The following is a 26,830-nucleotide window of genomic DNA, read 5'->3' on the forward strand; positions in this document are numbered from 1 at the left end:
GAAAATTCACTGGATGTTTAGTCGGGATGATGTTCGTATTGAATAAAAAATAGGCTTGGAGGGTTTCCTCTAAGCCTATTAGGTGTGGGATTCATAATGTTTCCCTGGCAAATGAATCAGTTGAAAAATGTTTATCATTCGATAATCTGACTCTCTTCCCAGTTTAATTATAACATATAGAAAATGGTAAAAATAGACTGTTTCTTACGGTTTTATCCTGCTAAAATCTAAAGAATATTAATAATTGGGAGTGATGTGGAATGAGTTGTCCGGTTCTCGGTTTTCAAGAAATGGAGAAGACTCAGCTTTCACTTGTTGGCGGTAAAGGATTGAATTTAGGAGAATTATCAAGGATGGAAGGAATCCAAGTTCCAGAAGGATTTTGTGTTACTACTGAAGGGTTTCGAAAAGCCATCGGCCAAAACGAAACATATCATGTGTTGTTGGCTCGACTGACTATGCTGAAATCAGATGATCGCGGCCAAATTGGTGAAATCAGCGGGAAGATCCGACAACTTATCATGGAAGTAGAAATGCCTTCCGATGTCGTGGAAGCAGTTACACACTATCTCTTCCAGTATGGAGAAGAACATGCGTATGCAGTGCGTTCTAGTGCGACAGCTGAAGACTTGCCACATGCCTCTTTTGCTGGTCAACAAGATACGTATTTAAACATCATCGGCAAAGAAGCGATCTTGCAGCATATCCGAAAATGTTGGGCTTCCTTATTTACAGATCGTGCCGTGATTTACCGCATGCAAAATGGTTTTGACCACAGCCAAGTTTATTTATCCGTTATCATTCAAAGGATGGTTTTCCCGCAAGCTTCCGGGATTTTATTCACCGCTGATCCTATTACTTCAAACCGAAAGTTGCTATCGATCGATGCCAGTTTCGGGCTTGGGGAAGCACTGGTCTCCGGCCTGGTCTCTGCGGACTGTTATAAAGTACAAGAAGGGGAAATCGTCGATAAGAGGATCGCAACCAAGGAATTGGCTATTTACGGACAAAAGGAAGGCGGGACAGAGACAAAACAGGTCGATCCTGATCAGCAAAAGGCACAAACACTTACTGATCAACAGATTTTACAACTAGCACACATAGGAAGACAAATCGAATCTCATTATGGTTGTCCACAAGATATCGAATGGTGTATCGTCGATGATACATTTCATATCCTCCAGAGCCGACCAATCACCACCTTATACCCCATCCCTGAAGCGAATGATCAAGAAAATCACGTCTATGTATCTGTCGGGCATCAGCAGATGATGACTTACCCCATAAAACCATTGGGATTGTCTTTTTGGCTGTTAACGACTTATGCGCCAATGCGTAAAGCGGGCGGAAGGTTGTTTGTGGATGTTACACCTAATCTGACTTCACCAGAACGCAGAGGGATGATATTGAATCACCTGGGACAATCCGATCCACTCATTAAAGACGCACTCATGACCATCCTAGAGCGGGGCGATTTTATTAAAACGTCACCAGATGATAAAAAAGATAACAGCAATAAAGGTACGCCCTCTGCTGGATTTCAAACACAAATCGATGACGATCCGGCACTCGTTTCTGAATTGATCAAACGCAGCCAAACATCGATCGAAGAGGTGAAGCATGACATCCAGGTGAAATCAGGACCGGATTTATTTGACTTTATACTGGAAGATATCCAGCTACTGAAGAAGGTTTTATTCGATCCTCAAAGTTTGGGCATGATTATGGTTGGTATTAACGCTTCATCATGGATCAATGAAAAAATGAACGAGTGGTTGGGTGAAAAAAACGTAGCAGACACGCTTTCTCAATCTGTGCCGAACAACATCACTTCGGAAATGGGGTTGGCGTTATTGGATCTCGCCGATGTGATCCGACCATATCCAGAAGTGGTCTCTTATCTGCAACAAGTAAAAGAGGATGACTTTTTGGATGGATTGGTCAAGTTTGATGGAGGACAGGAAACCAAGGATGCGATCCATGCTTATCTTAATAAATACGGAATGCGATGTGTCGGAGAAATCGATATTACGAAAACCCGCTGGAGCGAAAAACCGATCACGCTTGTCCCAATGATACTCAGTAATATCAAGAACTTTGAGCCTGATGCTAGCAAGCGGAAATTTGAGCAAGGGCGTAAAGAAGCTTTGAAAAAGGAACAAGAATTATTGGAGCGATTGAAGCAATTACCGGATGGGGAACAAAAAGCCATAGAAACAAAACGTAGGATCGACCTGATCCGGAATTTCAGCGGGTATAGGGAATATCCAAAATACATCATGGTGAATCACTACTTCATTTATAAGCAAGCTTTGATGAAAGAAGCCGAACAACTCGTCCAGGCGGGTGTCATTCATGAAAAAGAAGATATTTATTACCTCACTCTTGAGGAACTGCGCGAGGTCGTACGCACAAATCAAATGGATGACCAGATCATCAGCAACAGGAAGGACGAATACAAAGTATATGAAAAATTGACTCCGCCACGTATCATCACTTCTGATGGTGAAATCATGAATGGAAAGTTCAAACGAGAAAATCTCCCAGCCGAAGCGATTGTGGGAATTCCTGCTTCCACCGGAGTCATAGAGGGGCGGGCTCGTGTCATCTTGGACATGGGAGATGCAGATCTGGAAAATGGCGATATATTGGTCACCTCCTTCACTGATCCGAGTTGGACACCATTGTTCGTATCCATTAAAGGCCTGGTCACCGAAGTCGGTGGACTGATGACCCACGGAACGGTTATCGCACGGGAATATGGCTTGCCAGCAGTTGTCGGAGTGGAAAATGCCACCAAAGAGATAAAAGATGGACAACGAATCCGCGTGCATGGAACAGAAGGGTATATCGAAATATTATAATTGCTGAATATCTTACAGTTTTAAATGCCACTAAAATGTCCTGTGATTTGACACAGGACATTTTGCGTTAATATCAAGGTCTTACAAACATTTAATTAGGCAATGTATTACGAATGACAGAATAACTTTTGACTGGCGGACCTTATTATAAGAAAGGGCAGGATTCTTGAAGACTCAGTTTCGAGATAATACAGCAAAAAGGGGGAATGTCAGGAAAATGCGGATTTACAGCAATATTAAAAAGCCTGATTTCTCAATTTAAGTGAAGAAATCAGGCTTTTTTCATTGCAACCAAAAAATCGCGAGCTAATGGGCTGACCATCTCGGTGTTAAGGGGTGAACAGCTTCCATTGCCCCTCTGAAACAACTTCAACGGCCCCATCGGTCACTTTGATGGCCGTCTGATCGTCAATCGCGTACCCTGGTACTGAGACGCCGGCAGCCCACTTTTCTGCATTGGCCAAGGTATTGTTTGGTAACATCTCGTGATCCAGGTGAGGAAACAACGCAAAATCCACCAGACCCAGTGTTTTATCTCCCCCTGTAGGCGGACGCCAGCCTACGAATTCTTCACCGATATTCGGGGCCATCACCATGCTCCCAGCGCTCATTCCGACATAGACTGCATCCAGTGATGGCAAGAGTTCTGCCAGCCCGGATTGCCGCATCCAGTGGTACAGGTAGAGGGCGTCGCCTCCCGACACCAGCAGGACGTCCGTCTCCCGGACAAGAGGCACCCAACGGTCTTCGTCGATGCTTGGCAGCGCTGTGAGCTCTAGAACGCCGACAGACTTCCAGTCCAGGTCGACCATGGGATTCTCGGAATTCCCGCTGATGAACTGCCAGGCTTTGACGCCAGGACCGACCCAGGGGTGTCCGTACATAGCGGTAGGGATGCACAGAGCGTTGGAGTCGGCGATCGGCTTGCCCAGCATGTCAACCAGCTCGTTGTGGATAGTCGAGTTATTGACGCCCGCGGAAGTTAGCAGAAGTTTCATTCCAAACGTCTCCGAGGACTTGGAATCCTCCAAATAATTATGCGACATATGTTTTTCCTCCTTAGGGTCCGAAGTTCAGTTCTTTTTCACGTAGATCTTTAAGATTATTACGCATTTCATCTATTGATTCACTAACTTCCATATCCTGAAAGGTCGGGAAAAGAAATCACTTCTTCGATTGTTAAATATCTCCTATTCATTTTATCATGTTTCGTCCATATGAATCTGGAGATGTTTTTTGTTTATTTACGAAAAATAACAATCTATCTGATCTTTAATTCAAGTCTTCAAGAAAGGGGGGCACTTCTGGAATAAGAAGTGTCCGTTTTCCATATAAAGGGCCATTTATTGAATAAATAATGCCAAAAAAATAAAGGAATTGTTTTTAGCAATCGAGAAGAAATCGAGTAGCCATCGTGTTGTATAAGCTTAGGAAAATAAAAGAAGGGGAAGAAGCTATGAAAAAAACGAAAAATCATCTGCAACTACCGAATGTCGTGTCGCGAGACGAATGGCTTGTAGCGCGTAAGGAATTACTGGCCAAAGAGAAGGAATTCACTAAGGCGCGGGATACGCTGAATGCTGAACGTCGCCGACTCCCAATGGTGGAGATTGATAAGAACTATGTCTTAGATGGCCCGCAAGGTAAGACCAGTTTGCTTGATCTGTTTGAAGGTCGTCCTCAACTTATCGTGCATCACTTTATGTTCGACCCTGATTGGGAAGCGGGTTGTCCTGCTTGCTCGTTCGCTGCGGACAACATCGGCCATCTCTCTCACCTGCATGCACGCAATACGTCACTAGCTCTAATATCCCGTGCTCCACTTCCCAAGCTCGAACGCTACAAGGAACGCATGGGTTGGAACCTTCCCTGGTACTCATCCTACGATAGCGATTTCAACTATGACTTTCATGTTACATTGGACGAATCCGTCGCTCCGATTGAATACAATTACTTGACCAGGGATGAACTTGTTCAGAAAGGCGTACCCCTTGAATCCGGTAAGTCAATGGAAGTGCCTGGCGTTAGTACTTTTCTTCGTGACGGTGAAAGAATTTTTCACACGTATACGACTTACGCCCGCGGAACTGACCTAATAATTAACACCTTCAACTACCTCGATTTAACAGCTCTTGGCAGGCAAGAGGACTGGGAACAGCCACCTGGACGTAGTGACGGCAACGGCAAGACATGGCTTCGTCGTCATGACGAATATGTACACTCTTGTGCATCGGATTCTTGTTGTCACTCAAATAAGAGCGATTAGTAATCAATGTCGTTCACTTATGTATAAATATTATGTGACAGATGTTTAAGAAACGGGAGCAATTCAAGTGAATTGAATTGCCTCCGTTGTTCTGTTAAAGGGGGAATTTCTGTAACGTGGATTGCCCTTTTAAATTAATTCGTTTACTGGAAATAAACGTTCTCAGTCAGACTGCTTCACACTAAGTATGGTGATCGTAACCAGGATGAGTACCATTCCAAGAAGTTGAATGCTGGTCAAATGATCTCCGATTAGCAGAACGCCAAATAATGAAGCTGTCACCGGCTCTACCATAGCGACCATCGAAGCTGTTGTCGGGGTAGTCCACCGAATGCCAATCACATAAACTATAAATGAAATTCCAGCCCCCACTATCCCTAATAGAAGAAACCATCCTATGTAGCTTGACGTCACCACACTAGCTGCTTCATCATTGTCCGTAAAAAGAAAAAGGATGAGACAAAATGAAAAAAAGGCGATGGTTAAGATGGTCTGAGGCTTTCCGATTGAAGAAGCATTTTTAAACCCGAATATAAACAATGCATAGGAAAGGCCAGCAGCAAGTCCCGCTGCCGCCCCTAGAAAACTCACTGAAATCGAATCGGTGTTGTAGGCACCCGTGAGCAGGATAATCCCCATAAGCACACCGGAAATGCATCCCCATTTAAACCAGGTCGAACGTTCTATTCGTAATAAAAAGGAGATTAAAAGGACGAACACAGGTGCGGTGTACATTAAAGTAGCGGCAACAGCAATGCTTGAGGCTTGGATACTGAGAAAATAAAAAGTGAAATTCCCAGCAACACCAACACCCGCCAATAGGGACCATATGTATAAACGAGGAGAGAAGATCCAATTTTGTCTGAAGCGAAAGAGAAACCACGCGAAAAAACATATAAAACCAACAGCACCTCGGTAAAGGGAAATCACAATAGGATCCCAGCCCTTGTTCATTAAAATATCGGCAATTCCCCCACTAATGCCCCAGCATATAGCGGCTAGCATAACTAAGCCTACACCTGCAAATCTCATCGTGTGCCTCCTAAAGATAAGTAATGGTACGAATTTTGATCACGCTATTAGAAACCTAACGTGGCCTGAATAATGTAAATTCAAGGACCAAACAATCCTCGTTACGTTCCTAATCAAACATATGTTTTTTTAAAAGGTGTAAATGGTAATTCCTTTAATTTCTCATACCTAAACCTAAATCAGCTCGCATGCAATATGAAAAGACGGTATCCTCTAAAAGCACATATGAAACTTTACGGTCAGTGGAGAGAGATAAAAACAACTATTACTGTCAGCCTCAAAGTTATCTTAATTTCGAGTTTTCAACAATCGGTGGCTTATAATCAAAATAGCTATTGAGTTAGATATGGTGATTTGAAATAATTGGTATTGATCAAGAGGGCAGTTATCTAGATAGGATTCTCATATAAAAGGCTAAGTGAATAAGCTCAAGTAGCGGTATTGGTAATGTTCATATGGAAACAAACAACAGTTCATACAATCGGTCTTGAATTGACAGTACTGTGGCGGCTGTGGGTAGGATAACGAATATAGCCAATGCGATGTAAGCAGCTGGGGCGGAATCCAACTGCTCAACAATTAGTCTTCCGGTTAAATGGATACTAGGTGATAAGCCCTTATTTTTCATTTTAGGGTCATTATATGGAATCAAGTTTTAGATATTAATAGAAATATCATTAGAAAAGAGTGGTTTATAGGAGATAATGAAACAGAAATAGAGGGAGTCGATCGCTATGTCTCATGCGTCATATAAAATCCGTATTTATGCTTTCTTATTAGATTATCTCGTTATCGTAATATACAGTATTTTTATTGTAGGTACTATTTCTTTCATCTTTCGATCATCTATTAACACCTTATTTTCAAATTCCCCATTAACAGCAGAACTGACAGGTTTTTTTATGATGACGTTACCGGTTTCGCTTTATTTTATTTTATGCGAATGTTCTAGTTGGCAAGGAACATTGGGGAAGAGAAAAATGGGCATCCGTGTTATTGATGGTGTCGGTCAGCGGATCGGAATCGGTCGCTCAGTTTCTCGAACAGCTATCAAGTTTCTCCCTTGGGAGGTTGCGCACTTTGGGATATGGCACCTAATGCTACCATCTGACTTTTCTGAGATTTCTGTTTATGTGATCTTAAATGCTGTCAATCTTGCACTATTAATATATCTAATAATCCCTCTCACTAATAAAAGAAGGAAAAATGTTTATGACTGGTTAGCTGGTACGGAAGTAGTTCGCTGATCTATATTAAAGCGTAAGCATGCTCAACCGCCTTTAATAAAATAGTCGGATCCTCCACAATTGGAGGGCTTTAGCAGAGTAAGGAAAGCGTCATTATAGAAAGGAATAAATACTTTTTTGCGAAAATTTCATCCTAAATGTGCAACTATATGGTTGCACTAAAATGTCAATATGTGCTACACTTTGGTTGCACTTGTGAAAAGGAGGGGTAGTAATGGATAATGATCAAATTAAAAGAGAAATTTTTATTAATGCACCTATCCAAACGGTATGGGAGTTAATAAGCCAACCGGCATGGTGGGTTGGTGATGCACCTGGTCCGGACAAGGTTCAGGTAGATGGCCCACGTGTGGTGGCGGACACGAAGTACGGACAATTCCCAGTGTTGATTGAACAATCAGAACCGCCAAACTACCTTGCATGTAGGTGGGCAAGTTCATTTCCAGGAGAGGAACCAAAAGGAGAAAACTCTACGCTAGTTGAGTTCAACTTGACTTCAAAAGATGGGGGAACTTTACTTAGAGTAGTTGAAAGTGGCTTTTCACACCTTGCAATATCCGAACAAGAGCGAATAAAGTTCTTTAATGGAAATGTCCATGGCTGGGAGATGCAAATGGAAGTACTGCGGAAGCGTGCTGAGGAATAAATTGGAAACCACAGACAGTAGTAATTTTGAAAATGTCTTGATCGCCTTAGCAGACCCCACACGTCGAGAGTTACTTGACCTGATCGCTTTAAGAGGACAAGCTACAGCAACAACATTAGCAACTACGGTGACTGTATCTCGTCAGGCAGTTGTTAAACATCTAACAATCTTAAAAGATGCCAGGCTTGTATCCAGCGACCGTGTCGGGCGGGAAGTAAGATATAAGGTGTGTCCACATCAACTATCTTCAACAGCAGAGTGGATGGCAAATCTAGCTACGGATTGGGATAGAAAGTTAGATTGGATTAAGCGCATAGCAGAAGATGAATAAATGAAAGTTAAATAACCGATGAAAGACAAGTTTTGGTCAATCTGTTTAATAAAGTCAAAAAGATTTCCTTGAACGGAGGAATCTTTTTGCTTTTAAGTTAATTACTTATTCAGAAAAACGATATACTTCCTTCTTTGAAATTAGAATATAATAATTCTAATAAGTTGTGAAGGAGGAGAACATTATCATTACTTTTCCTATTCATCCGCTTCTTGTACATTTTCCGATTGCATTATTTTTATTTGGTGTATTGATCCAAATTATTGTAATATGGAAGCCTGCTTTTTATGACAAAATGGCAACCTACCTATTTCTAGGGGGAGTAGTTAGCGGGATTCCCACATATTTAACAGGGAAGTTAGATGAGGATTATGCAGAAGACTATTTTGGGGATGACGTTAAAGACATAATCGAGATACATGAAACACTTGGTGTAACCACTTTAATTGTTTTTAGTAGTATTGTTTTAATTAAGTTAACTTTAAGAGATAAAAAGAGTATTCGCATACTTGTAATAGTGCTCTCACTTATTGGTGCAGGACTTATATCTTTCACTGGACATCTTGGTGGACAAATTGTGTACAACGACCAGCAGCTTCCTAGTCTCCAAATTGACGATCTTAAATTTGAATATGAGAATGATTAGATAACTTGAATAAAATCCCAAGGCGAATTTAGAAATGTTTAAAATGGTGGAGGATATGAAGACTAATGACCTCTAATGTACCTTTAATTTTTAATAAATCGGGGAGTGAATATGGAAAATAACGTTTTTGAACAGATGGCAAAAAGATATGATACAGAAGAAAGAATTGAATTAGCTAAAGTGATCGTTAAGGAAGTAAGACCAGAATTACGAAATAGTAAACCAAAATCCTTAATAGACTATGGGAGTGGTACTGGTCTGGTTAGTTTAGAATTATCAGATTTAGTAGATTCCATTTTGTTGGTCGATTCATCAAAACAAATGTTGGAGGTTGCGAAGGCTAAAATTTCTCACAAAGGAATTACCAACTCAGAAGTACTTTATTCAGATTTCACTCAAGAAACTCCTGAACTTAAGGCAGACATCGTTTTAATGTCACTCGTCCTTCTTCATATTCCGGACACTAAAAAAATTTTACAAGAATTGTTCAACATTTTAAATGATAGTGGCAAGCTGATTATTATTGATTTTGACAAAAACGATAAAATAAATCATCCGAAAGTCCATAACGGTTTTTCGCATGAAGAACTGAAAAAAAGTTTATCCGAAGTTGGATTCAAATCAATTGAAATGAAGACATTCTATCATGGAAATCGTATTTTTATGAATCAGGATGCCTCCATGTTCATATCCAGTAGTATAAAGTGAATTCTTATTTTTGGTTTCTAAGTACACACAACTAACCAATCCATATCCTGAATCTGCCTGCAATGGTCCCTTTGCAGGTTTTTGTTCTTGTTCCGGCCTTGAATTGCTATTAGAGAATTTCATGCACCGTATGAGTAATACTATTTCTTATCTGCAAAATTTAGTAGATAAGAAGAACACCACCTATAAACGTATTCTCATACGATTACAGTGGTGTGTTTTTTCTGTTAAAGCTCATTTTATTTGTTCTATGTGCGAAATTACATAGAATTTGTTTGAAACCTGATTAGCTCTTCAACCGGATAATCCAACCTTTTTCTTTTCGTGATGTTCGATGAGTTTGAAAAAAGGCGGCAGAAGGATAAGGACGACGATGATCCTCAGAACCTGCACTGCAACGACGAAGGTCGAATCTCCATTCAACAGAATCGATGTGGTTGCCATCTCTGCAATCCCTCCTGGTGCAAAAGCTAAGGTGGCAGTCACGAAAGAGATTTCTGTAAGCTTTGATACCAGAAACGAACATCCGAACATGGCAAGGATGAAGACTACCGTACATATTGAAGCAAGATTGATGATTTTCCCCACCCCGATCAGCATCTTCTTATGGAAGATCGCGCCGATGCTTGAAGCGATCAAGATTTGTGTGAGGACCATGATCGTAGAGGGCCACCAGGCAATGAGGTCATGCCCTGCAATTGAAGATCCGCCTGTTTGGAAGAGTGTGACACAGAGCATGCTTCCGATCGTCCATGGAGCCGGGAGCTTCACCCTTTTTCCTAACAAAGCTCCTCCCCACGCTGCAAATGCGAGTACAAACGTCCATAAAAGATGTGTGAATTGGAAATCAGCTGTCACCATCATCACAGAGGCATTCCCTGCTGCGGTGTGCGGGGAAACCAATAGATAAGAAACAATCATGGGAATCATCAAGATCACGAGGAAAACACGTATTGTCTGAATGATGCTCACAACTGCGGTATTGGCTCCTGCTTCTCCGGCGATGGTGGGCATGACAATCAATCCGCCAGGGGCAGTACCATAAAAGCTTGTCAGGATGTCCGTCTTGCTGTATTTCCAAAGGATATAGCCTGAAAGAATTGAAAAAACCATCGACATGAGCAACATGAAGATGATCGTGAACGTATTATTTGCCAGTATATTGAGGACGGAAAGGTTGATCTTTTGCCCTAACTCGATCCCTAAAAGGCATTGTCCGATGCATAGCCAATATTTTGCAATCCCTTTCTTATCCATCTGCAGGAAGGCCGGTGTCCGATACGAAAGCATCGCCGAAACAATCAAGGTTCCGATCATCCAGCCGATCGACATCCCGGTCAGCGAGAGCAGGAATCCACCGATACTGCTCAATAGAATGAAAACGACGTTACGTAAGAATTCGTTATTCATGTTTGTCATACATTTCTCTCCCTCTATGTAAAAGTATAGTATACTGGATGATATAAATAAAATATTGGTATCGCATGGATATCGATAAGTTTTCGTTATGTCAGGGAGTGATGATGATGGAGACACGTGATTGGCTGATTCTGCAGGTACTATTCGAGGAGAAAAACATTACGAAAGCAGCGAAAAGGGTTTATATTTCACAACCCGCTCTGACCAACCGGCTGAAACAGATTGAAAAAGAATTCGGTGTCACGATTGTCAACAGAGGAAGACGCGGCATCCAGTTCACATCACAAGGGGAGTACCTTGCGAAATGTGCGGATGAGATGTTGTTGGCAATCCAAAAGATTAAGGAACATGTCCACGACATGGAGGATCGTGTGTCAGGAACCTTGCGTTTGGGCGTATCGAATTATTTTTCCCATTATCAATTACCCGCTCTCTTGAAGGAGTTCAAAGACCGGTTTCCAGACATTGAATACAAGGTCACGTCAGGATGGAGCAGCGAGATCGCCCCGCTGTTGCCGAAAAAGGAGATCCACCTTGCACTGGTGAAGGGTAATTTCAATTGGGTCGACGAAAAGCATTTGTTATTCGAAGAAACACTTTGCATCGTTTCCAGGGAACCGATCGATTTGAAGGATCTCCCTAACTTGCCTAGAGTTGATTATCGTGCTGAGTATTCCTTGAAGAGTGTCATCGATAACTGGTGGTCTGAAAATTATTCTCATCCACCATTGATCAATATAGAAGTGGATAAAGTCGATACCTGTAAAGAGATGATTCTTAATGGCTTAGGTTATGCCATCATTCCGAGTATGATCTTAAGGGATACAGAAGGATTATTTACAATCGACCTGAAAACAAAAGAGGATAAGCCTCTATTGAGGAAAACGTGGATGTTATACCACAAGGAAACCTTGAGATTGAACATGGTCCGCGAATTTGTAAACTTTATAAAAGGCATTGATATGAATGATGCCCGGTAAAAAACACAATTCTAAATTTTATGATTCAAGAAGTTTATAACATTATGCTCCATTTCGGCTTAATAACAACCCTTCAATTATGTCGATATTAAAATGGACTCCCGCATATAATCGGGTTTAGCCCTGTCTCAAGCAGGGCTCTTTATTATGTCGATCTTACTGGTTTATTTAATAGTTGTTACTTCCTAGGCGAATAGGATAAAATGACTACTCAATAAAATGTACATCCGGTTATTATCCTGTTTTATGGTTTTTGTTCCAAAAAAGGGATATAGCACCTTTTAAAGAAGATACCTCATGTATGAATGAAAATATGTTAAGTGAAGTCGTACTTCAAGAAAAGGAGCATGAAAAAATGTCCCGTGATTATAAGAAATTCATCGTTGCTTATTTCTTTTCAACAATTGCTGATGTTCTTTACATAGTCGTATCTACAACTTTCATTTATTTCTTGACTGATTCTTTAACTTTGGCATCGATCCCGATTGTGTTAGCCATGATTGCATACAGTTTAGGGAGTCTATTAACCAATAAAGTTATCCTTTTATACCCTAATATCAAAGCACTTTATTTGATCAGTACAATCATAATCCTGGTTCTGACACTCTTATTTTTGTTGAACTTGATTTTCTTGACTGATTCACTTGTTTTTTATTATTGTCTAGTATTTTTGATTCCTATTTTCCGAGGGGTTAATGCAGCTTTAAATTTTCCGATCATACCCCTGATTGAAAAAAATGAGGTGAAAGGAAACAGCATTTTAGCAGTAGTCAGGAACCTGGTCAATCTGATTGGTTGGGGGATTGGTGGAGCCTTAGTAAGTTGGATCGGGGAAGTCAAGGTAATGGTTATCGTCATTTTTTTAATATTGTGTTCAGTGATCTCATTCAGCATTATTAATAGTAATATCTTAAACAAAGAAAATAATCCAGACGGTGAGGACCCGGTAAAGTTGAAAAAAATATCGGATATCTTTACTCCGTTGACTAATATCTTCAAAAATAAAACACTGAGGATGGTTTTCACCTCAGAATTCTTTTTTCTGCTTGGTGGGGGAATTTGGACTGGAACAATCCTTTTAGCTTATGTTATTGAAGTGCTGGAAAAAAATGAAACATGGTGGGGATATTTAGTTGCGACCTATATGGTAGGTGCGACTATTGGTGGATTTATCGTGTTGAGGGTTAATAAGTTTGTAAAAAAACATTTAGTCTCCTTGATGTTCGCTTCAGGAATCGTATTTTGTGCGGTAACGGTGTTATTTACGATTAATCATACGTTTTTCTTAGCAGCAACACTCTTTTTGATTTTTGGCATTCCTGCGAACCTAAAAGAAGTTTCACAGGTTTCCATCATGCAAAACGAGGGTGTAGGAAGCACGAGTAAACGGGTTGAAATATTCTCTGTCTATAATGTCATGGACAGCCTCATTCATGGACTTTCCATCATGATTCTAAGTAATATTGCGGATTTCTTCAGTGTTCAACATTCGTTCCTGGTTGCATTAGGCTTTTATATCCTTGCAACTATTATTATATTAAATTACTTAATTAGGCCCAAAGATGGAAAATTACAAAAAGGAACAAAAATGGTTGAATATTCTAAAAAATCTTGGTAATTTGATAAATAATTAAAATATTTTCATTTTTGAAAAAATGAAGGGTGATAGAGATGAGGCAAAGAACAACCGAAGTGCTTTCCAGGGATTTTCCAACGATCGAGGAAATTAAAAACATGTCGTATGTTGAGTTTTTTTCGTTTCTGAACCAACCTAATATACCTCCTGGAGGTTTCGACTCCATTAAAAAGGTATTGGATTTTTGTAACCTCACTAAAGGCGCACTAGTTTTGGATGCTGGTTGTAATACGGGATATGTAACTAATGAAATTGCCCGGCTGACAGGGAGTACAGTCGTTGGAGTCGATCTTAGTGGACATATGATCGAGGCAGCTAAAGAATACGCTTCAAATCAAAATGTGGCTTATCCTGGAAGGAGTATTTTTACCCAGGGGGATGCGACTAATCTTAACTTGCCGAATGAATTGTTCGACATGGTGATCTGCGGTGGATCAACGGCTTTCATGGATGATCCACAATCAGCAATCAAGGAATATTCTCGTGTAGTAAGGGACTGGGGATACATAGCGGAAATCGAATTTTTCTATAAAGAATCCCCTGAAGACGGAATCCTTGAAAAGGTAAATGAAACGTTGAACACAAATATGAAAGCGTTTTCTGTGAATGACTGGGTAAATTGGTTTGAATCTCAGGACAATCTGCAGCAAATGTTCTTCGAAACAGGTGACCTCTCGCACCCTGACAATATGGATATTACTCATTATGTGACGAATGAAGTCGAAAGCTTCGAATTGCCACAAGATATAAAAGAGGCTGTTAAAAACAGATGGTTGGAACTTTATGAGGTGTTATTTGAAAACAGAAAATATTTGGGTTTCTGTATTTTGATTTATCGAAAATTGCCTGAGAACGTGTGGTGGTAATCATGTCCAATGATGTAGGCTCTCAACTTGAAAAGAGGTACCTCTTGAAGCGATCGACCTTTATTTCCAAAGTCGCCCCGAGTTCAGTAAATTTACTAATAAGAGGGGATGAAGAGGTTAAAATCGATGGAGACCCAGACGTAATCATAGACTTTGTCAATTTACTTAAAAAAAATATAACACTAGACTCCTTAATTAATGAAATGGCTTTTCTTCATGGAATATCCAAAGACGATTGTTTAGAAGTATTGGATATTCTTATCTCAAGCCATATTGTCTATGAGGTGCAAGACCATAGGGAATCGCTGACCAAACTGAATGTAAATCGATTCAGCCGGCAACTAAGTTACTTTTCCATTTTCAATGAGAATACGGCACAAGAGCTGGATCAATTAAATAGGTTATTGGACGCAAAGGTCACATTATTAGGTGTCGGAGGAGTGGGTGCGCCTGTTGCAGATCTACTTGTCCGATCAGGGATCCGGAAGTTACGTCTTATTGATGGAGACCGGATAGAACTCAGTAATTTGAACCGGCAGACTTTATATTCAGAAAACGATGTTGGTGAATTAAAAGTTGAAATTGCGAAAAAAAAATTGAATACGATTAATAGTCAAGTAGAAATAGAGGCATTGACCCAAGAAATGAAAAGTGTCGATGAAATCAAACAAGTCATAGACGATTCTGATATCGTCATCGTTTCGGCGGATACCCCGAGGGGGAAAATGCCTTTCATGGTTAATGAAGCATGTATTGAAAAAGGAATACCATTTATTTTCACAGGATATAGCGGGGATTTCGGTATTGTCGGTCCCCTCATCGTACCAGGCGAAACATATTGTTTAGAATGCGGAACAGAAGAACAAGAAAGATTAGCTCAGAATCTACCATCCGATGTGATAGAAAAGGTCAACAATTTCGATTCTGCATTGCAACCACCTTCAATCGGACCAATTTGTAATATCGTTTCTTCAATTACAACCCTCGAAGTCATCAGGTATTTAACCCAGATCTTTCAACCCAATACGCTTAACACCATAGTGTCGATCAATACGCTGAATTTTGAATTTTTGAAAGAACCTCTTAAAGCTGATAAGAAATGTAAATGTTTTTCAAAGGAGGTGATACATAATGAAAGCTAAGCCAGTTAAGAAAAAGCCGATCAACATCAAGAACGCTCTTAACTAAATGTACCTCGTCAGAGTCGTTCTTTTCAAAGGACGACTCTACTACTACATAGGAGGATATTTCATGCAATCACTAATAAATGAAGAGGATTTTATCGATAATGCGTATGACAAATTAGCTTATCTGATTCCTAGAAAAGGTTTGAATGATATAAAAGGAATGGATTATTTAGCGTTTTCGGCCTATATCGGAGATCCGAATGTGGCACCTGGTGGGTGGACGACCATCAGAAATTTGTTTGATCATATTCATGTATCTGATCAAGATAGCATTCTTGATGTTGGATCCAATACTGGTCATTCTTCATTTCTCATTGAATACTATTCACAAGCAAAAGTGGTAGGTATTGATATCAGGAAGGACCTGGTCCAGATTGCAGAAAAAATTGCAAAAGAGATAAGCAGTAAGGCTGAGTTTTATGATTGTGATATCAAAGCATTGCCTTTTGATGATGAAACATTTTCTATCATTACAACTACTGGAACACTCGCCTTTTTATCAGAGGGACATGACAAGGCACTCTGTGAAATGAGAAGAGTGTTGAAGGAAGATGGCATTGTGATTGATACTTGTCTTTATTATGAGAAAGAACCTCCTGAACATATCGTAAAAGAAGCATCCAAGGTACTTGAATCGGATATATTAGATTACAATTTAGAGGAATATATCAAGTTGTATAAGAAGTGCGGTTTCCAGGTGAAGAAATCTTATGCTCTGCCCACATTGCAGAATAAAACGACTCAAAATGAAGTAATTGATTTAATCGTTCAACGTGAAGAATATCTGTGTGAATTAGAAAATCAACCGTTTGAAAGTGAAGTAAAGGAGTTATTACAAGAAAAGATGTGCAGGATGTTCGATACATTTTCAAAAAATGATGAATATGTAAAAGGTGAAGTGTTATTTTTTGAAAAAAGTTCACTTGGGAGGATTTAAATGGATACTGTGGGGCGACATTTAATAATGGAATTGTGGTTTTGTAATAATGAACGATTGGACGATATGACATTTATTGAAAATGTTTTTGTTGAAGCAGCATTAAAAGCAGGGTCAGAAATCAGAGAGGTTAGTTTCCATAAGTTTGCCCCACAAGGTGTAAGCGGAGTCGTAATCATTTCAGAGTCACACTTGACCATACATAGTTTCCCGGAACACGGATACGCAAGTATAGACATTTATACGTGTGGCACTGAAGTAAACCCAATCATTGCAGCAGACTTTATTGTCAACCATTTACAAGCGAAAGAAGTTCGGAAGATAGAATTGCCTAGAGGGAAAAGGGAAACACAAGAATCAACAGTTAAAACACCTATATGAAAGATTGAAAAAGTGGTCTGGAAAAGGTCGCTTTTTTATTTGACTCGTAAAAAGCTACATGAAGTTGGACATAAGCCCACTCAGGTTTTTTGATGTATAAGAAACACCTGGTAGGAGTTTTATCAGTTGGAGAGAATTTCTTTAATAGTGATTTTAAATTCGGTTTAAAAAGGAGAGCGAGAAGATGGAAGTATTCGTAACCCAGTATGATTGGATCCAGCGAACAAGGGAATCCTTATTCAGTTATTGCGAAACATTGTCCCCCGCCGATTATGTTAAAGAGCTTGAAACCTTTGGAGGAGATTCGATTTGCAGTTTGCATGCTCATGTTGCCGATTGTTACCGGGTATGGTTGGGAAGACGTGCGCTTGGAAAATCAATTCCTAGATTAAATGCGGAGTCCATCAACAACGTCGAGGAAATGCGTGAGGTTTTTAGGGGAATGGATGACCTTGTTCGTGAATTTCTGACTGAATTTCAAGGAAAATGGGACCAAACCATTCAAGTGTCCTTTGAAAAAGACAGTAAGACGGAATTCACGACCTTATGGCTTTTCACACACACGATCACACATGAGTTTCACCATAAAGGACAAATCGTAAAAATGGGCAGACACCTCGGGTATATCCCGCCGGATACGGACCTCATTGAAACGGATGCTTATATAACACGGTGAGGATCTGAAAAGTTTTTTCCAGAGAGGGGGTAGTTCCATTGAGCGATACTAGTATGGAAAGTAAAGAACTTGTTGAAAAAGTTTATGAACAACTTATTGAGGCATGGAACAATCGTGATGCTGAGCGAATGGCAAGTTTGTTTAGTGAAAATGGGGAGAGCATAGGATTTGATGGAAGCCATTCTAAAGGTCCTGAAGAAATTTTCTCCCACTTAAGTCCTGTTTTCAGGGATCATCCTACTGCACAATTTGTCAGTAAGGTAAAAGATATTCGTTTCTTGGGTGAAAGTGTGGCAATGTTAAGAGCCATAGCGGGTATGGTACCACCCGGTGGGTCGGATATTAAGCCAGAAGTTAATGCACATCACACTCTTATTGTTGTTCATGACAATCATAAGTGGCATATAGAATTATTTCAAAATACTCCAGCACAATTTCATGGAAGACCTGAATTAGTAGAACAAATGACAGATGAACTACGAGCACAGCTATAGAATAGTTGTGCGCCCCAACCAGAACAATGAGGTTGCCGACCTTGTATTTGAAAGGTAGGGTATGCCCATAATCGTCGAGGTAGGTAGGAAAGCATTAAGCAAAAGAGAATAAAAGACCAAGGCAGCTCCATATTAGGGGCTGCTTTCTTTAAGAAGAGAAAGATGAAATTTGGCTAGACCACAGCATGCATACCACTGTGGTAGTTTTTGTTATGGAAACAAATATTTTTGAGGCGCATTTTTTTGGAGTGTATCCTGCGGGGCTTTATTGGGACAGGAGGAGAAGAAAAGAATGGTGACCTGTCCATAAACCGGCGTTATTGGGACCAGGGAAGAAGCAAAAACTGTAAACTTGTCTCGTACCAGGTTACTATTAAACTAGGTTATTATTGATAAATGGAATAGGACTTTTCTTTTTAAAAAGGAAAGGGATCGACTGAGAAGTTGACACATAAAAAATCCACAGGTAGCTATCATACGGACCATGTTAGAGGCAGGCAATCTAATATGGTCTTTTTTTCGTACAAACAGAGTATATTTTTGCAAACTTTGAATTTACAACATTTACACATTGAAAACCCTTACAACAGCTTGGTATAAGCGTTACTATAGAAACAAATGATGGCCATCGGAATAACTGGAGTATAATTTTGCAAAGAGAGATTCAGAGATAAGGGGGATCCCCATGGTATTGGATAGAAGGCGTGCACACTTGTTATCCATCATTCAACAATCGAATAGTCCCATTCCGACAAAAGAATTGGTCAAAAAGATGGGGGTTTCACAACGCACCATCTATTATGACCTGCATCAGATCAACCACTGGTTGGAAGAACAACACTTGGAACCGATCGAAAATATCAGAGGAAAAGGTCTATACTTGCCGGGTAATACACGGACTAAGGTGGATCAGGTCCATCATCAAGAGGGATATGTTGGCTGGCACTATCAATTGTCCAAACAAGAGCGTGAATTGCTGATCAAAGCTACGATTCTATTAGAAGAACAAGATGCGTCTATGGATCGTTTCATGGCACTTACAGGTATGAGCCGGGGAACGGTCGCTGAGACACTCAAGTCGATCAAGGAGGAACTCGCTCGGAACGATCTTGGGCTCCAGTACAAACCTGGATACGGTTATGTATTGGATGGACCAGAAGATCGCAAAAGACGGATGCTGTCAGACGTATTGTCCACAGTCCTTTCACATAAAGAACTGGTTAATGTACGCAATGAAATCCTGCGGATGATCCAGCTGGGCGATGAAGGAAAGGATCAAGGAAAGAAAGAATCCGTCAAAACGCTGCTTTATGAAGCGGAAAAAGAACTAGGATTGACCCTTACGGATGAGATGGTCGAGATCTTATCCCTCAAAATATTCATCATGTTGAAACGGATCCATCTACGGCAATTTGTCGCTGTCGACCCGGAAGAGAAGAGGGTGCTCCAACAGACGGAGGCTTACCAGGCCGCATTGCATATCACGAAAAAGCTTGAGGAAATGCGGGAGGTCGAGATTCCAGATGATGAAGTTTGTTTCATAACGATGAACCTCCTTGGGTCGAAAGTGCATCATGATGATTTCAGTCGTTATGCTGAAAGTGAACTGATCGGTCTCCAACAGGTTGTCAGCAGGATGATTTCCGACTTCCAGACGTATGCGTGTGTCATTTTTGATGACCGTAGAGGACTTGAAAAGAATCTCATCTCCCATATAAAACCGACCTATTACCGATTGAAGTACGGAGTGAAGATCGGAAACGAATTATCTGAAAGCATCCAGGAGAACTATAAGGACCTGTTCCATTTGACAAAAAGGGTGATGCTTCACCTCGAGTATTATGTCGGCCAACCGATTCCTGATGAGGAAGTCGCCTATATCACTTTACACTTTGGCGGTTGGCTATCGAAAGAAAAGAAGCAGGTCGAGACAAAATTTAAAGCAATCATCGTATGTGAAAATGGAATCGGTACATCCAATATGTTGAAGGCGCAATTAGAAAACCTGATTACAGGACTAGAGGTGATCGAAACGCTTTCTATGAGGGAGTTCCGGAAGAAGGATTACAACGTGGATGTGATTTTCTCCACGAATTTCATCAAGCCGAAGGGAATTCCAGTCATCCATGTACCGGCCATCTTATCCACCTCGGAAAAAGAATACGTGTTCCATCGGATGAATGAGCTTTTCGGACAAGAGTCGAGACGAAAGGAATTGCCAGATCAGGTGTTGGAAATTGTGGAACGGTATGCAACCGTCTATGGAAGAGAGGAATTGAAAAGGAAATTATCGGAGTTGTTGAAAGCAAAGTCACCACACACAAAGGAGCTACGGAAACCTATGCTCAATGAATTATTGACAGAGAAAACGATCCAGTTGAAAGGCAGAGCTGCTGATTGGGAGGAATCGATCCGAGTCGCGGCAAAACCCCTCATCGAATTGGAGTCGATCCGGGCAGATTACGTGGAAGCGATGATCGAAAATGTAAAGGAGCTTGGACCTTACATTGTCATCGCTCCGAGAATCGCGATTCCTCACGCACGTCCCGAGGCAGGCGTGGAACGGCTGGGGATGAGCCTGTTGCGATTGAAGGAACCGGTCTATTTCTCTTCACAATCGAAGCATCAGGCGCAATTGATCATCGTGCTTGCTGCGATCGACAACCAGACGCATCTGAAAGCGCTGGCTCAATTGACAGAGCTTTTATCAAATGAAGAAAACGTGGAACGATTGATTTCAGCGGAAGACAGCACCACCATGATGGAATTGATCGATCGACATGTCAATGCTTAAGGCGATTGCGGCATTTAATCGCTTTTCCACCTTTCCAACAAGTTGGAACGACATTTTAATTAACTTGACCCTACGCCTATGGAAGAGGGAATGAGAATGAGATTTTTAGATGAAAGAGTAGTACGACTGGATGTCGATATTTCCAGTCCTGAAGAAGCAATAAAACAAGCGGGATATTTATTAGTTGAGGCTGATATAGCTGAAGAGCGTTATGTAAAAGCAATGATGGACTCGTACAAGAAGAATGGACCATATTTTGTCCTCGCTCCGAATATTGCATTGCCTCATGCTAGACCAGAAGATGGTGCGAAGGAATCGGCTGTATCATTGATCCGATTAAAAAAGCCGATCAGTTTCGGACATGCTTCGAACGATCCTGTACAACTCGTATTTGCGTTAAGTGCGACTTCGAGCGATCAACATTTGATTGTATTGCAAAAATTGATGAAACTTCTAGGGAATCCCGATAATGTTTCAAGCTTAATAAGGTTAAATAGTAAAAAAGATTTACAAAGTTTACTAGGAGGTATCGTGTTATGAAGTTTTTATGTGTTTGTGGTTTAGGACAAGGGACGAGTTTGATTTTAAGAATGAATGTCGAAACAGTCTTAGGACAGATGGGTATTCAAGCTGATGTTGAAAATACTGATGTATCCAGTGCATCAAGTGAAAGTGCTGATTTCATCATTACAAGTAATGAACTTGCCCAATCGTTGGAAGGACATCCTGCAAAGGTCATAATCGTCAACAACTTTTTTGATTCAGATGAAATAAAATCAGCCCTTGAAAACCATGTCCGTTGACCATCTATTAAGGAGGGTAAATCATGGAAGCGATTAAGTGGATTGCTACCAATGTCTTCGGTACACCTGCAATAATGTTGGGATTCATTGTATTACTAGGTTTATTATTACAAAAGAAGAATATTAGTCAGATCTTCAGTGGAACATTCAAGGCTATCATTGGATTTTTGATAATTGGTGCTGGTTCAGCTGTCATTATTGAAGCGTTGAATGTATTCCAGCCAATGTGGAAAGAAGTTTTCAACTTAAAAACCGAAGATTTAGGCGACTTTCTCGGTCAGGAGAAATTCACTGCTAAGTTTGGAAGTGCTGTAACGTTAGCCATGTTCTTAGGGTTTCTTATAAATGTGTTACTTGCACGGTTCACCCGATTTAAATTCATCTATTTGACAGGTCATATGATGTTTTGGACAACAACGATATTTGCAGGGATCATAGTCGATTCAGTTGGTGATGTACCATTTGGTAAATTAGTCGCCTTCCTGGCGATTTTCATGGGTCTATACTGGACACTTCAACCTGCGATCACCCAGCCCTTCATGCGTAAAATCATGGGGAATGACAACATCGCTTTAGGGCACACCTCAGCTTCCGTTGCGCTGCTTGCGGCTTTAGGAGGTAAGGTGTTAGGAAATAAAGACAATGATTCAGAGAAAATCAAGCTTCCAAAAGGTTTGGAGTTCCTGCGTGATTCGAATGTCATTACTGCATTGACGATGGGAATTTTGTTTTTTGTTGGTGCTGCTATCCTTGCAGGCAAAGGGACTCCAGGCGCAGAAAAACTGATTGCTCAATCAGGAGATCAAGATTTTATCATCTATTCAATCATTCAATCCTTCACATTTGCTGGTGGTATTGCCATCGTATTGATGGGTGTAAAGATGTTCATTGGTGAAATCGTACCTGCATTCAATGGAATCGCCACTAAGTTAGTTCCAGGTTCAAAGCCGGCCCTTGACTGTCCAGTCGTATTTACATTTGCTCCAAATGCTGTGATTTTAGGATTTTTGGGTGCTTTTGCTGGTTCATTACTTTGGTTGTTAGTTATAGGAAATACTGTTGCCTACATTTTCGTTCCAACCATGATCGTGTTATTTTTCCATGGAGCTACTGCAGGGGTTTTCGGTAACGCAACTGGAGGTGTGCGCGGGGCGGTACTCGGCGGGTTCATCACAGCTACTGTTGTAGCATGGGGTCAATATTTGATGGTCACCTTCTTTATTGGAAGTACCATTCCAGATACAGCAATGTGGGCAGCAGACTCTGACATGTTCATCCTGGGTCCAATCATTAAGTTCTTAGCGCAATTGTTGTTTTAAAGTAAGGGAGGGACTGCCCGTAAGAGAGTGTTAGACACTTATGGGACAGCCCTTTTTTAACAAAAAATAGAGGAGGAAATGTCATGAGTTTTATCCGGACATTACGTGGGGATATCAAGCCAAAGAATTTAGGTTTTACTTATTCCCATGAGCATATTGTTTGTCGTCCTGCTTATTGGAAACAACGCGGGGAAGGTGACTTATTGCTGGATGATAAGCAAAAATCAAAGAAAGACGTCGAGGATTTTAAAAGTCATGGCGGAAATTCGATCGTTGATGCCACAGCTGTAGATTATGGACGAGATGTAAAGGCAGTCAAAGAAATCTCTGAAGAATTGGACATTCATATTGTCGGAACCGCAGGATTTAATAAAAGTTTCCTTTGGGATGCAGACATTAAAGAAGAGCTGAAACCGATAGTCGGAGATTATAAAACGTATACTGAGTGGATTGAAAACGCAACGATCGAAGAATTAACTGATTTTGTGGTCAAGGAAGTAGAAGAAGGGCTAGAGGGTACACCATTTAAAGCTGGTCAGGTGAAATTTGGAACAGGTTATAACCGTATAACTCCTTTAGAAGAAAAAACCCTACGGGCAGTGGCTCGGGCTCATCATGTTACGAAAGCGCCGATCCATTCCCATACAGAAGCTGGCACAATGGCATTGGAACAAATCGATTTTTTGAAATCTGAAGACATCAATTTGAATTTTCTTAGTATCGGTCACATGGATCGAAATCCTGATCCCTATTATCATGAACAGATTGCAAGGACAGGGGCCTTTTTAAGTTTTGATGGAATTGCAAAAATCAAATACGCACCTGAGTCGACTAGAATCAATTGTATATTAGAACTGGTTAAAAAGGGCTATGAAGATCAAATCCTGGTTTCAGGCGATACAGCTCGTAAAACCTATTTCAAGCATTATGATTATGGATTAGGTTTTGAATATATCATTTCAAAGTGGGTGCCGCGTTTTATTGATGAAGCGAACAGATATGGTTTTGATGGAGAAACGTTGATACGAAAAATCTTTGTGGATAATCCTGCACGTTGCTTTACGTTCAAGACATAATCATGAGGTGATTATTTTGCATTTTCAACATGAGAATTCATTCGAAGTAAAAGAAAAAATTTCAAAAAAGAAAATAGCGATTCTACCAATCGGGGCAGTGGAGGCTCATGGTCCACATTTGCCATTAGGGACGGACAACTTTTTGGCAGAGAAGTTGAGTGAAAAGGTTGCTAAAAAGACGAATGCTTTTGTTTTGCCTACACTACCTTATGGACAAGTCTGGAGCTTGAAGAACTTCCCTGGGAGCATTAGTGTTTCGAATCAATCGTTGAGCAGCTTTCTGGTTGATATTGGAGAGAGTCTCTATCATCAAGGATTTGAAATTTTTGCGATGGTCAATGGTCACTTGGGTAATGCCGTAGCATTAAAGGATGCAGCTAGGATACTTTATGAAAATTACCCCGATTTGAAGGTTCTCTATTTATTTTATCCAGGAATGAAAAAGCCGGTAGAAGAAGTGAGGGAAACTCCTTCTACTCACGGTACTTATTTTCATGCATGTGAGATTGAAACGTCCTTTATGCTTTATTTGGCACCAGAGTTTGTAAATATGGGGCAAGCAATCTGTGACATTCCTGTCATCCCTATGAGTGCAGATGTGACCCCGACCCCTTGGGAGGAGTTTACCCAATCTGCAGTGCTCGGAGATGCGACACTGGCCACGAAAGATAAGGGCGAACATGTAATTGAAGTTGCCGTGGAAAATATGGTTAAGTTGATTCAAGAAATAAGAAATTCTTAGAAATGATCTCGAATAAATCACATTTATTGTGTGGTCAAAGGATAGGAACAACCATCCCAGGTAAAGTGAAAACGTAATGAAAGCAATGGAGTGATAATATGTTGGAGGCTTATTTTCAAAAAGTTGAGCAGAAATTAAGAGTTCTATTTAATGAAGAACGAGAAAACTTAAATGAAGCTGCTGAAAAAGTCACAGAAGGTATTCAAAACGGAGGGATCATCCAATTATTCGGATGTGGGCATTCTCATATATTAACAGAGGAAGTGTTCTATCGCGCCGGAGGATTAGTCCCAATCAAACCGATTCTTCATGAACCGCTTATGATCCATGAAGGAGCACTTCGATCCTCACAATTAGAAAGAAAAAATGACTATGCTGATACTTTTTTGAAAGAACAGGATATACAGCCTAACGATGTGGTTTTTGTCATTTCAACCTCAGGTCGCAATCCAGTTCCAGTTGATGTAGCTTACTATGCGAAACAAAAAGGTGCTTACGTTATCGGAATCACCTCTATTGAGTATTCCCAAAGTCAACCTTCTCGCCATAAAAGTGGCAAGCATTTATATAACTCGGTTGATCTTGTGATCGATAATAAGTCAGTCAAAGGTGATGCGGTCCTAGAATATGATAAAGTTCCAGTTCCTTTTGCCCCAACCTCTACAGTGAGTGGTGCTGTAATACTGAATGCAATATTCGCCAAGACTATCAAATCGTTGGCAGACAAAAAGTTGGATCCTCCCATATTTTTAAGCGGGAACATTGAGGGGGCTGATGAGCATAACCGGAAATTAATTCAACATTATCAAAAACGAATTCCATTATTTTCGTTAAGTGCGGTGTAAATTATCTAAATCCACTGGGCAAGAAGAAATTTTACTAAATTAATAAACAAAACAATCGGTGTAATTATTCATATGTTTAACACCTTTTTACGACGGGTAAAACATGCATGTAACCCAATTCCAACAGAAAGGATGAGCACTATGGGACGTAAAGCTCAGTATCAGCCTATCCGAGGAGATGGGATCCAACTATCAGACGCGCAAGAAGTCCAATATGCGAAAGAATTTAAACAAGCGGACATTGCTGGCGGTTATCGCAAACCTAAGGTAAAAGAAGCAAAACGTGAAAATCCTGATTTAAAACAATAATGATAATTTGAAGCAGCCTTTGCAAAGGCTGCTTTTAATATGGGGTCTATCATTCGGCACTCGTCCTGCCACTATAGGAATGTTCATGTGGTGGCATTCCATCTACCGTAGTCTCACCCTCAAACTCATGGATATGCCCGCCTTCAGGAACGGGAATAGCCGGTCCGGTGACACCTATCATTTCATGTTGATGCCCATCATCAAAGGTTGTAATGGTATGAAACCGATGGGTATGTTGTTCACCACTAGGAGCAGGCTCTGTTGTTCCTTCATATCCATGACGGTGTCCAACGTTAAAAGATGTCACGCCTTCAAACTCGTGAATATGGACAGATCTACCATCCCAGTGTGTTATATACAAAGTATGCGAATGTTCTGATCCGGAGTGATTTTCATCATCTTCATAAACAAACCCCGATACAGGTATCTTTCTCAATGGTAATTCCCCCTATTGATCAATTGCACTAATTGTATGAAACAATCCGGATAAACTTTCCTTTAAATCTGAATAAGGTTATTATCTTAATCTTTCAGCTTACAACAAACCTGCTGCTACATAAAAAAACCTGAATTCAACCGATTTCGGCTAAATTCAAGGTTTTTAGGATATTGGGTTAAGTGTTTCT

Annotated in this window: 27 protein-coding genes; 23 read left to right on the forward strand and 4 right to left on the reverse strand. The window is 40.5% G+C overall.

The features are described from left to right. Positions 1–260 precede the first annotated feature (260 nt). Complete coding sequence (ppsA, locus tag ACTWQL_RS12265) at positions 261–2,864, forward strand: phosphoenolpyruvate synthase (protein ID WP_443142732.1); 2,604 nt, start codon at positions 261–263, stop codon at positions 2,862–2,864. Positions 2,865–3,193: 329 nt separating this feature from the next. Here the strand turns inward: ppsA and ACTWQL_RS12270 are convergent, their stop codons facing one another. Continuing rightward, positions 3,194–3,862, reverse strand: a complete 669-nt coding sequence (locus ACTWQL_RS12270) for a Type 1 glutamine amidotransferase-like domain-containing protein (RefSeq protein ID WP_443142888.1) — start codon at positions 3,860–3,862, stop codon at positions 3,194–3,196. 458 nt (positions 3,863–4,320) lie between these two features. Between ACTWQL_RS12270 and ACTWQL_RS12275 the strand changes: the two genes are divergently transcribed. After that, complete coding sequence (locus tag ACTWQL_RS12275; RefSeq protein ID WP_443142733.1) at positions 4,321–5,130, forward strand: DUF899 domain-containing protein; 810 nt, start codon at positions 4,321–4,323, stop codon at positions 5,128–5,130. A gap of 162 nt (positions 5,131–5,292) precedes the next feature. Here ACTWQL_RS12275 and ACTWQL_RS12280 read toward each other — a convergent pair whose 3' ends face one another. Continuing rightward, positions 5,293–6,162, reverse strand: a complete 870-nt coding sequence (locus tag ACTWQL_RS12280) for a DMT family transporter (protein WP_443142734.1) — start codon at positions 6,160–6,162, stop codon at positions 5,293–5,295. A gap of 734 nt (positions 6,163–6,896) precedes the next feature. Here ACTWQL_RS12280 and ACTWQL_RS12285 point away from each other — a divergent pair. The 5 genes from ACTWQL_RS12285 to ACTWQL_RS12305 all read left to right on the forward strand — a co-directional run bounded on the left by ACTWQL_RS12285 (position 6,897) and on the right by ACTWQL_RS12305 (position 9,740). Beyond that, positions 6,897–7,409 (forward strand): RDD family protein, encoded by a 513-nt coding sequence (locus ACTWQL_RS12285; RefSeq protein ID WP_443142735.1) that lies wholly within the window; start codon positions 6,897–6,899, stop codon positions 7,407–7,409. Positions 7,410–7,623: 214 nt separating this feature from the next. After that, complete coding sequence (locus ACTWQL_RS12290) at positions 7,624–8,055, forward strand: SRPBCC domain-containing protein (RefSeq protein WP_443142736.1); 432 nt, start codon at positions 7,624–7,626, stop codon at positions 8,053–8,055. Between the two features lies 1 nt (position 8,056). Further along, positions 8,057–8,386: an ArsR/SmtB family transcription factor gene (locus ACTWQL_RS12295; RefSeq protein ID WP_443142737.1), complete on the forward strand. Its 330-nt coding sequence runs from the start codon at positions 8,057–8,059 to the stop codon at positions 8,384–8,386. 166 nt (positions 8,387–8,552) lie between these two features. Next, positions 8,553–9,032, forward strand: coding sequence for a DUF2231 domain-containing protein (locus tag ACTWQL_RS12300; RefSeq protein WP_443142738.1), 480 nt, complete (start codon positions 8,553–8,555; stop codon positions 9,030–9,032). A 111-nt stretch (positions 9,033–9,143) separates the two neighbouring features. After that, a complete protein-coding gene (locus ACTWQL_RS12305; protein ID WP_443142739.1) occupies positions 9,144–9,740 on the forward strand; it encodes a class I SAM-dependent methyltransferase in 597 nt (198 codons plus the stop codon). Positions 9,741–10,034: 294 nt separating this feature from the next. Here the strand turns inward: ACTWQL_RS12305 and ACTWQL_RS12310 are convergent, their stop codons facing one another. Next, entirely contained in the window at positions 10,035–11,159 is a 1,125-nt protein-coding gene (locus tag ACTWQL_RS12310) for an AbrB family transcriptional regulator (RefSeq protein ID WP_443142740.1), read from the reverse strand. A 107-nt stretch (positions 11,160–11,266) separates the two neighbouring features. On the opposite strand from ACTWQL_RS12310, the gene ACTWQL_RS12315 reads away from it, so the two are divergent. From ACTWQL_RS12315 to ACTWQL_RS12390, 16 genes are all read left to right on the forward strand, one after another. Next, on the forward strand, positions 11,267–12,139 hold the full coding sequence (locus ACTWQL_RS12315) for a LysR family transcriptional regulator (RefSeq protein ID WP_443142889.1): 873 nt from the start codon (positions 11,267–11,269) through the stop codon (positions 12,137–12,139). 301 nt (positions 12,140–12,440) lie between these two features. Further along, entirely contained in the window at positions 12,441–13,757 is a 1,317-nt protein-coding gene (locus ACTWQL_RS12320; RefSeq protein ID WP_443142741.1) for an MFS transporter, read from the forward strand. A gap of 53 nt (positions 13,758–13,810) precedes the next feature. Further along, positions 13,811–14,641: a class I SAM-dependent methyltransferase gene (locus ACTWQL_RS12325; protein WP_443142742.1), complete on the forward strand. Its 831-nt coding sequence runs from the start codon at positions 13,811–13,813 to the stop codon at positions 14,639–14,641. A gap of 2 nt (positions 14,642–14,643) precedes the next feature. Then, complete coding sequence (locus ACTWQL_RS12330; RefSeq protein WP_443142743.1) at positions 14,644–15,783, forward strand: HesA/MoeB/ThiF family protein; 1,140 nt, start codon at positions 14,644–14,646, stop codon at positions 15,781–15,783. A gap of 109 nt (positions 15,784–15,892) precedes the next feature. Beyond that, positions 15,893–16,765, forward strand: coding sequence for a class I SAM-dependent methyltransferase (locus tag ACTWQL_RS12335; RefSeq protein ID WP_443142744.1), 873 nt, complete (start codon positions 15,893–15,895; stop codon positions 16,763–16,765). Beyond that, positions 16,766–17,146 carry an adenosylmethionine decarboxylase gene (gene speD, locus ACTWQL_RS12340; protein ID WP_443142745.1) on the forward strand — a complete coding sequence of 127 codons (381 nt, stop codon included), beginning with the start codon at positions 16,766–16,768 and terminating at the stop codon, positions 17,144–17,146. A gap of 184 nt (positions 17,147–17,330) precedes the next feature. After that, positions 17,331–17,822, forward strand: a complete 492-nt coding sequence (locus ACTWQL_RS12345) for a DinB family protein (protein ID WP_443142746.1) — start codon at positions 17,331–17,333, stop codon at positions 17,820–17,822. A 53-nt stretch (positions 17,823–17,875) separates the two neighbouring features. After that, a complete protein-coding gene (locus ACTWQL_RS12350; protein ID WP_443142890.1) occupies positions 17,876–18,316 on the forward strand; it encodes an SgcJ/EcaC family oxidoreductase in 441 nt (146 codons plus the stop codon). Between the two features lie 685 nt (positions 18,317–19,001). Then, a complete protein-coding gene (locus tag ACTWQL_RS12355) occupies positions 19,002–21,110 on the forward strand; it encodes a BglG family transcription antiterminator (RefSeq protein ID WP_443142747.1) in 2,109 nt (702 codons plus the stop codon). A 96-nt stretch (positions 21,111–21,206) separates the two neighbouring features. Next, entirely contained in the window at positions 21,207–21,650 is a 444-nt protein-coding gene (locus tag ACTWQL_RS12360) for a PTS sugar transporter subunit IIA (RefSeq protein ID WP_443142748.1), read from the forward strand. Further along, on the forward strand, positions 21,647–21,913 hold the full coding sequence (locus ACTWQL_RS12365; protein ID WP_443142749.1) for a PTS sugar transporter subunit IIB: 267 nt from the start codon (positions 21,647–21,649) through the stop codon (positions 21,911–21,913). Before ACTWQL_RS12360 ends, ACTWQL_RS12365 begins: the two co-directional genes overlap by 4 nt. A gap of 23 nt (positions 21,914–21,936) precedes the next feature. Then, positions 21,937–23,232 carry a PTS ascorbate transporter subunit IIC gene (locus ACTWQL_RS12370; RefSeq protein WP_443142750.1) on the forward strand — a complete coding sequence of 432 codons (1,296 nt, stop codon included), beginning with the start codon at positions 21,937–21,939 and terminating at the stop codon, positions 23,230–23,232. 83 nt (positions 23,233–23,315) lie between these two features. Next, on the forward strand, positions 23,316–24,308 hold the full coding sequence (locus ACTWQL_RS12375) for a phosphotriesterase family protein (RefSeq protein ID WP_443142751.1): 993 nt from the start codon (positions 23,316–23,318) through the stop codon (positions 24,306–24,308). Positions 24,309–24,324: 16 nt separating this feature from the next. Further along, entirely contained in the window at positions 24,325–25,050 is a 726-nt protein-coding gene (locus ACTWQL_RS12380) for a creatininase family protein (protein WP_443142891.1), read from the forward strand. A 98-nt stretch (positions 25,051–25,148) separates the two neighbouring features. Beyond that, a complete protein-coding gene (locus ACTWQL_RS12385; RefSeq protein ID WP_443142752.1) occupies positions 25,149–25,895 on the forward strand; it encodes an SIS domain-containing protein in 747 nt (248 codons plus the stop codon). A 141-nt stretch (positions 25,896–26,036) separates the two neighbouring features. Next, complete coding sequence (locus tag ACTWQL_RS12390; protein ID WP_221563253.1) at positions 26,037–26,204, forward strand: YfhE family protein; 168 nt, start codon at positions 26,037–26,039, stop codon at positions 26,202–26,204. Between the two features lie 49 nt (positions 26,205–26,253). On the opposite strand, the gene ACTWQL_RS12395 is transcribed toward ACTWQL_RS12390, so the two are convergent. After that, entirely contained in the window at positions 26,254–26,640 is a 387-nt protein-coding gene (locus tag ACTWQL_RS12395; protein WP_443142753.1) for a YmaF family protein, read from the reverse strand. Between the last annotated feature and the right edge of the window lie 190 nt (positions 26,641–26,830).

The organism is Pseudalkalibacillus sp. R45, from assembly GCF_052246725.1.
GTDB lineage: Bacteria > Bacillota > Bacilli > Bacillales > Fictibacillaceae > Pseudalkalibacillus.

Coding starts and splice junctions, on each gene's coding strand:
- ppsA (WP_443142732.1), top strand. CDS start 261: ATGAGTTGTCCGGTTCTCGGTTTTCAAGAAATGGAGAAGACTCAGCTT.
- ACTWQL_RS12270 (WP_443142888.1), bottom strand. CDS start 3,862: ATGAAACTTCTGCTAACTTCCGCGGGCGTCAATAACTCGACTATCCAC.
- ACTWQL_RS12275 (WP_443142733.1), top strand. CDS start 4,321: ATGAAAAAAACGAAAAATCATCTGCAACTACCGAATGTCGTGTCGCGA.
- ACTWQL_RS12280 (WP_443142734.1), bottom strand. CDS start 6,162: ATGAGATTTGCAGGTGTAGGCTTAGTTATGCTAGCCGCTATATGCTGG.
- ACTWQL_RS12285 (WP_443142735.1), top strand. CDS start 6,897: ATGTCTCATGCGTCATATAAAATCCGTATTTATGCTTTCTTATTAGAT.
- ACTWQL_RS12290 (WP_443142736.1), top strand. CDS start 7,624: ATGGATAATGATCAAATTAAAAGAGAAATTTTTATTAATGCACCTATC.
- ACTWQL_RS12305 (WP_443142739.1), top strand. CDS start 9,144: ATGGAAAATAACGTTTTTGAACAGATGGCAAAAAGATATGATACAGAA.
- ACTWQL_RS12310 (WP_443142740.1), bottom strand. CDS start 11,159: ATGACAAACATGAATAACGAATTCTTACGTAACGTCGTTTTCATTCTA.
- ACTWQL_RS12315 (WP_443142889.1), top strand. CDS start 11,267: ATGGAGACACGTGATTGGCTGATTCTGCAGGTACTATTCGAGGAGAAA.
- ACTWQL_RS12320 (WP_443142741.1), top strand. CDS start 12,441: ATGAATGAAAATATGTTAAGTGAAGTCGTACTTCAAGAAAAGGAGCAT.
- ACTWQL_RS12325 (WP_443142742.1), top strand. CDS start 13,811: ATGAGGCAAAGAACAACCGAAGTGCTTTCCAGGGATTTTCCAACGATC.
- ACTWQL_RS12330 (WP_443142743.1), top strand. CDS start 14,644: ATGTCCAATGATGTAGGCTCTCAACTTGAAAAGAGGTACCTCTTGAAG.
- ACTWQL_RS12335 (WP_443142744.1), top strand. CDS start 15,893: ATGCAATCACTAATAAATGAAGAGGATTTTATCGATAATGCGTATGAC.
- speD (WP_443142745.1), top strand. CDS start 16,766: ATGGATACTGTGGGGCGACATTTAATAATGGAATTGTGGTTTTGTAAT.
- ACTWQL_RS12345 (WP_443142746.1), top strand. CDS start 17,331: ATGGAAGTATTCGTAACCCAGTATGATTGGATCCAGCGAACAAGGGAA.
- ACTWQL_RS12350 (WP_443142890.1), top strand. CDS start 17,876: ATGGAAAGTAAAGAACTTGTTGAAAAAGTTTATGAACAACTTATTGAG.
- ACTWQL_RS12355 (WP_443142747.1), top strand. CDS start 19,002: ATGGTATTGGATAGAAGGCGTGCACACTTGTTATCCATCATTCAACAA.
- ACTWQL_RS12360 (WP_443142748.1), top strand. CDS start 21,207: ATGAGATTTTTAGATGAAAGAGTAGTACGACTGGATGTCGATATTTCC.
- ACTWQL_RS12365 (WP_443142749.1), top strand. CDS start 21,647: ATGAAGTTTTTATGTGTTTGTGGTTTAGGACAAGGGACGAGTTTGATT.
- ACTWQL_RS12370 (WP_443142750.1), top strand. CDS start 21,937: ATGGAAGCGATTAAGTGGATTGCTACCAATGTCTTCGGTACACCTGCA.
- ACTWQL_RS12375 (WP_443142751.1), top strand. CDS start 23,316: ATGAGTTTTATCCGGACATTACGTGGGGATATCAAGCCAAAGAATTTA.
- ACTWQL_RS12385 (WP_443142752.1), top strand. CDS start 25,149: ATGTTGGAGGCTTATTTTCAAAAAGTTGAGCAGAAATTAAGAGTTCTA.
- ACTWQL_RS12390 (WP_221563253.1), top strand. CDS start 26,037: ATGGGACGTAAAGCTCAGTATCAGCCTATCCGAGGAGATGGGATCCAA.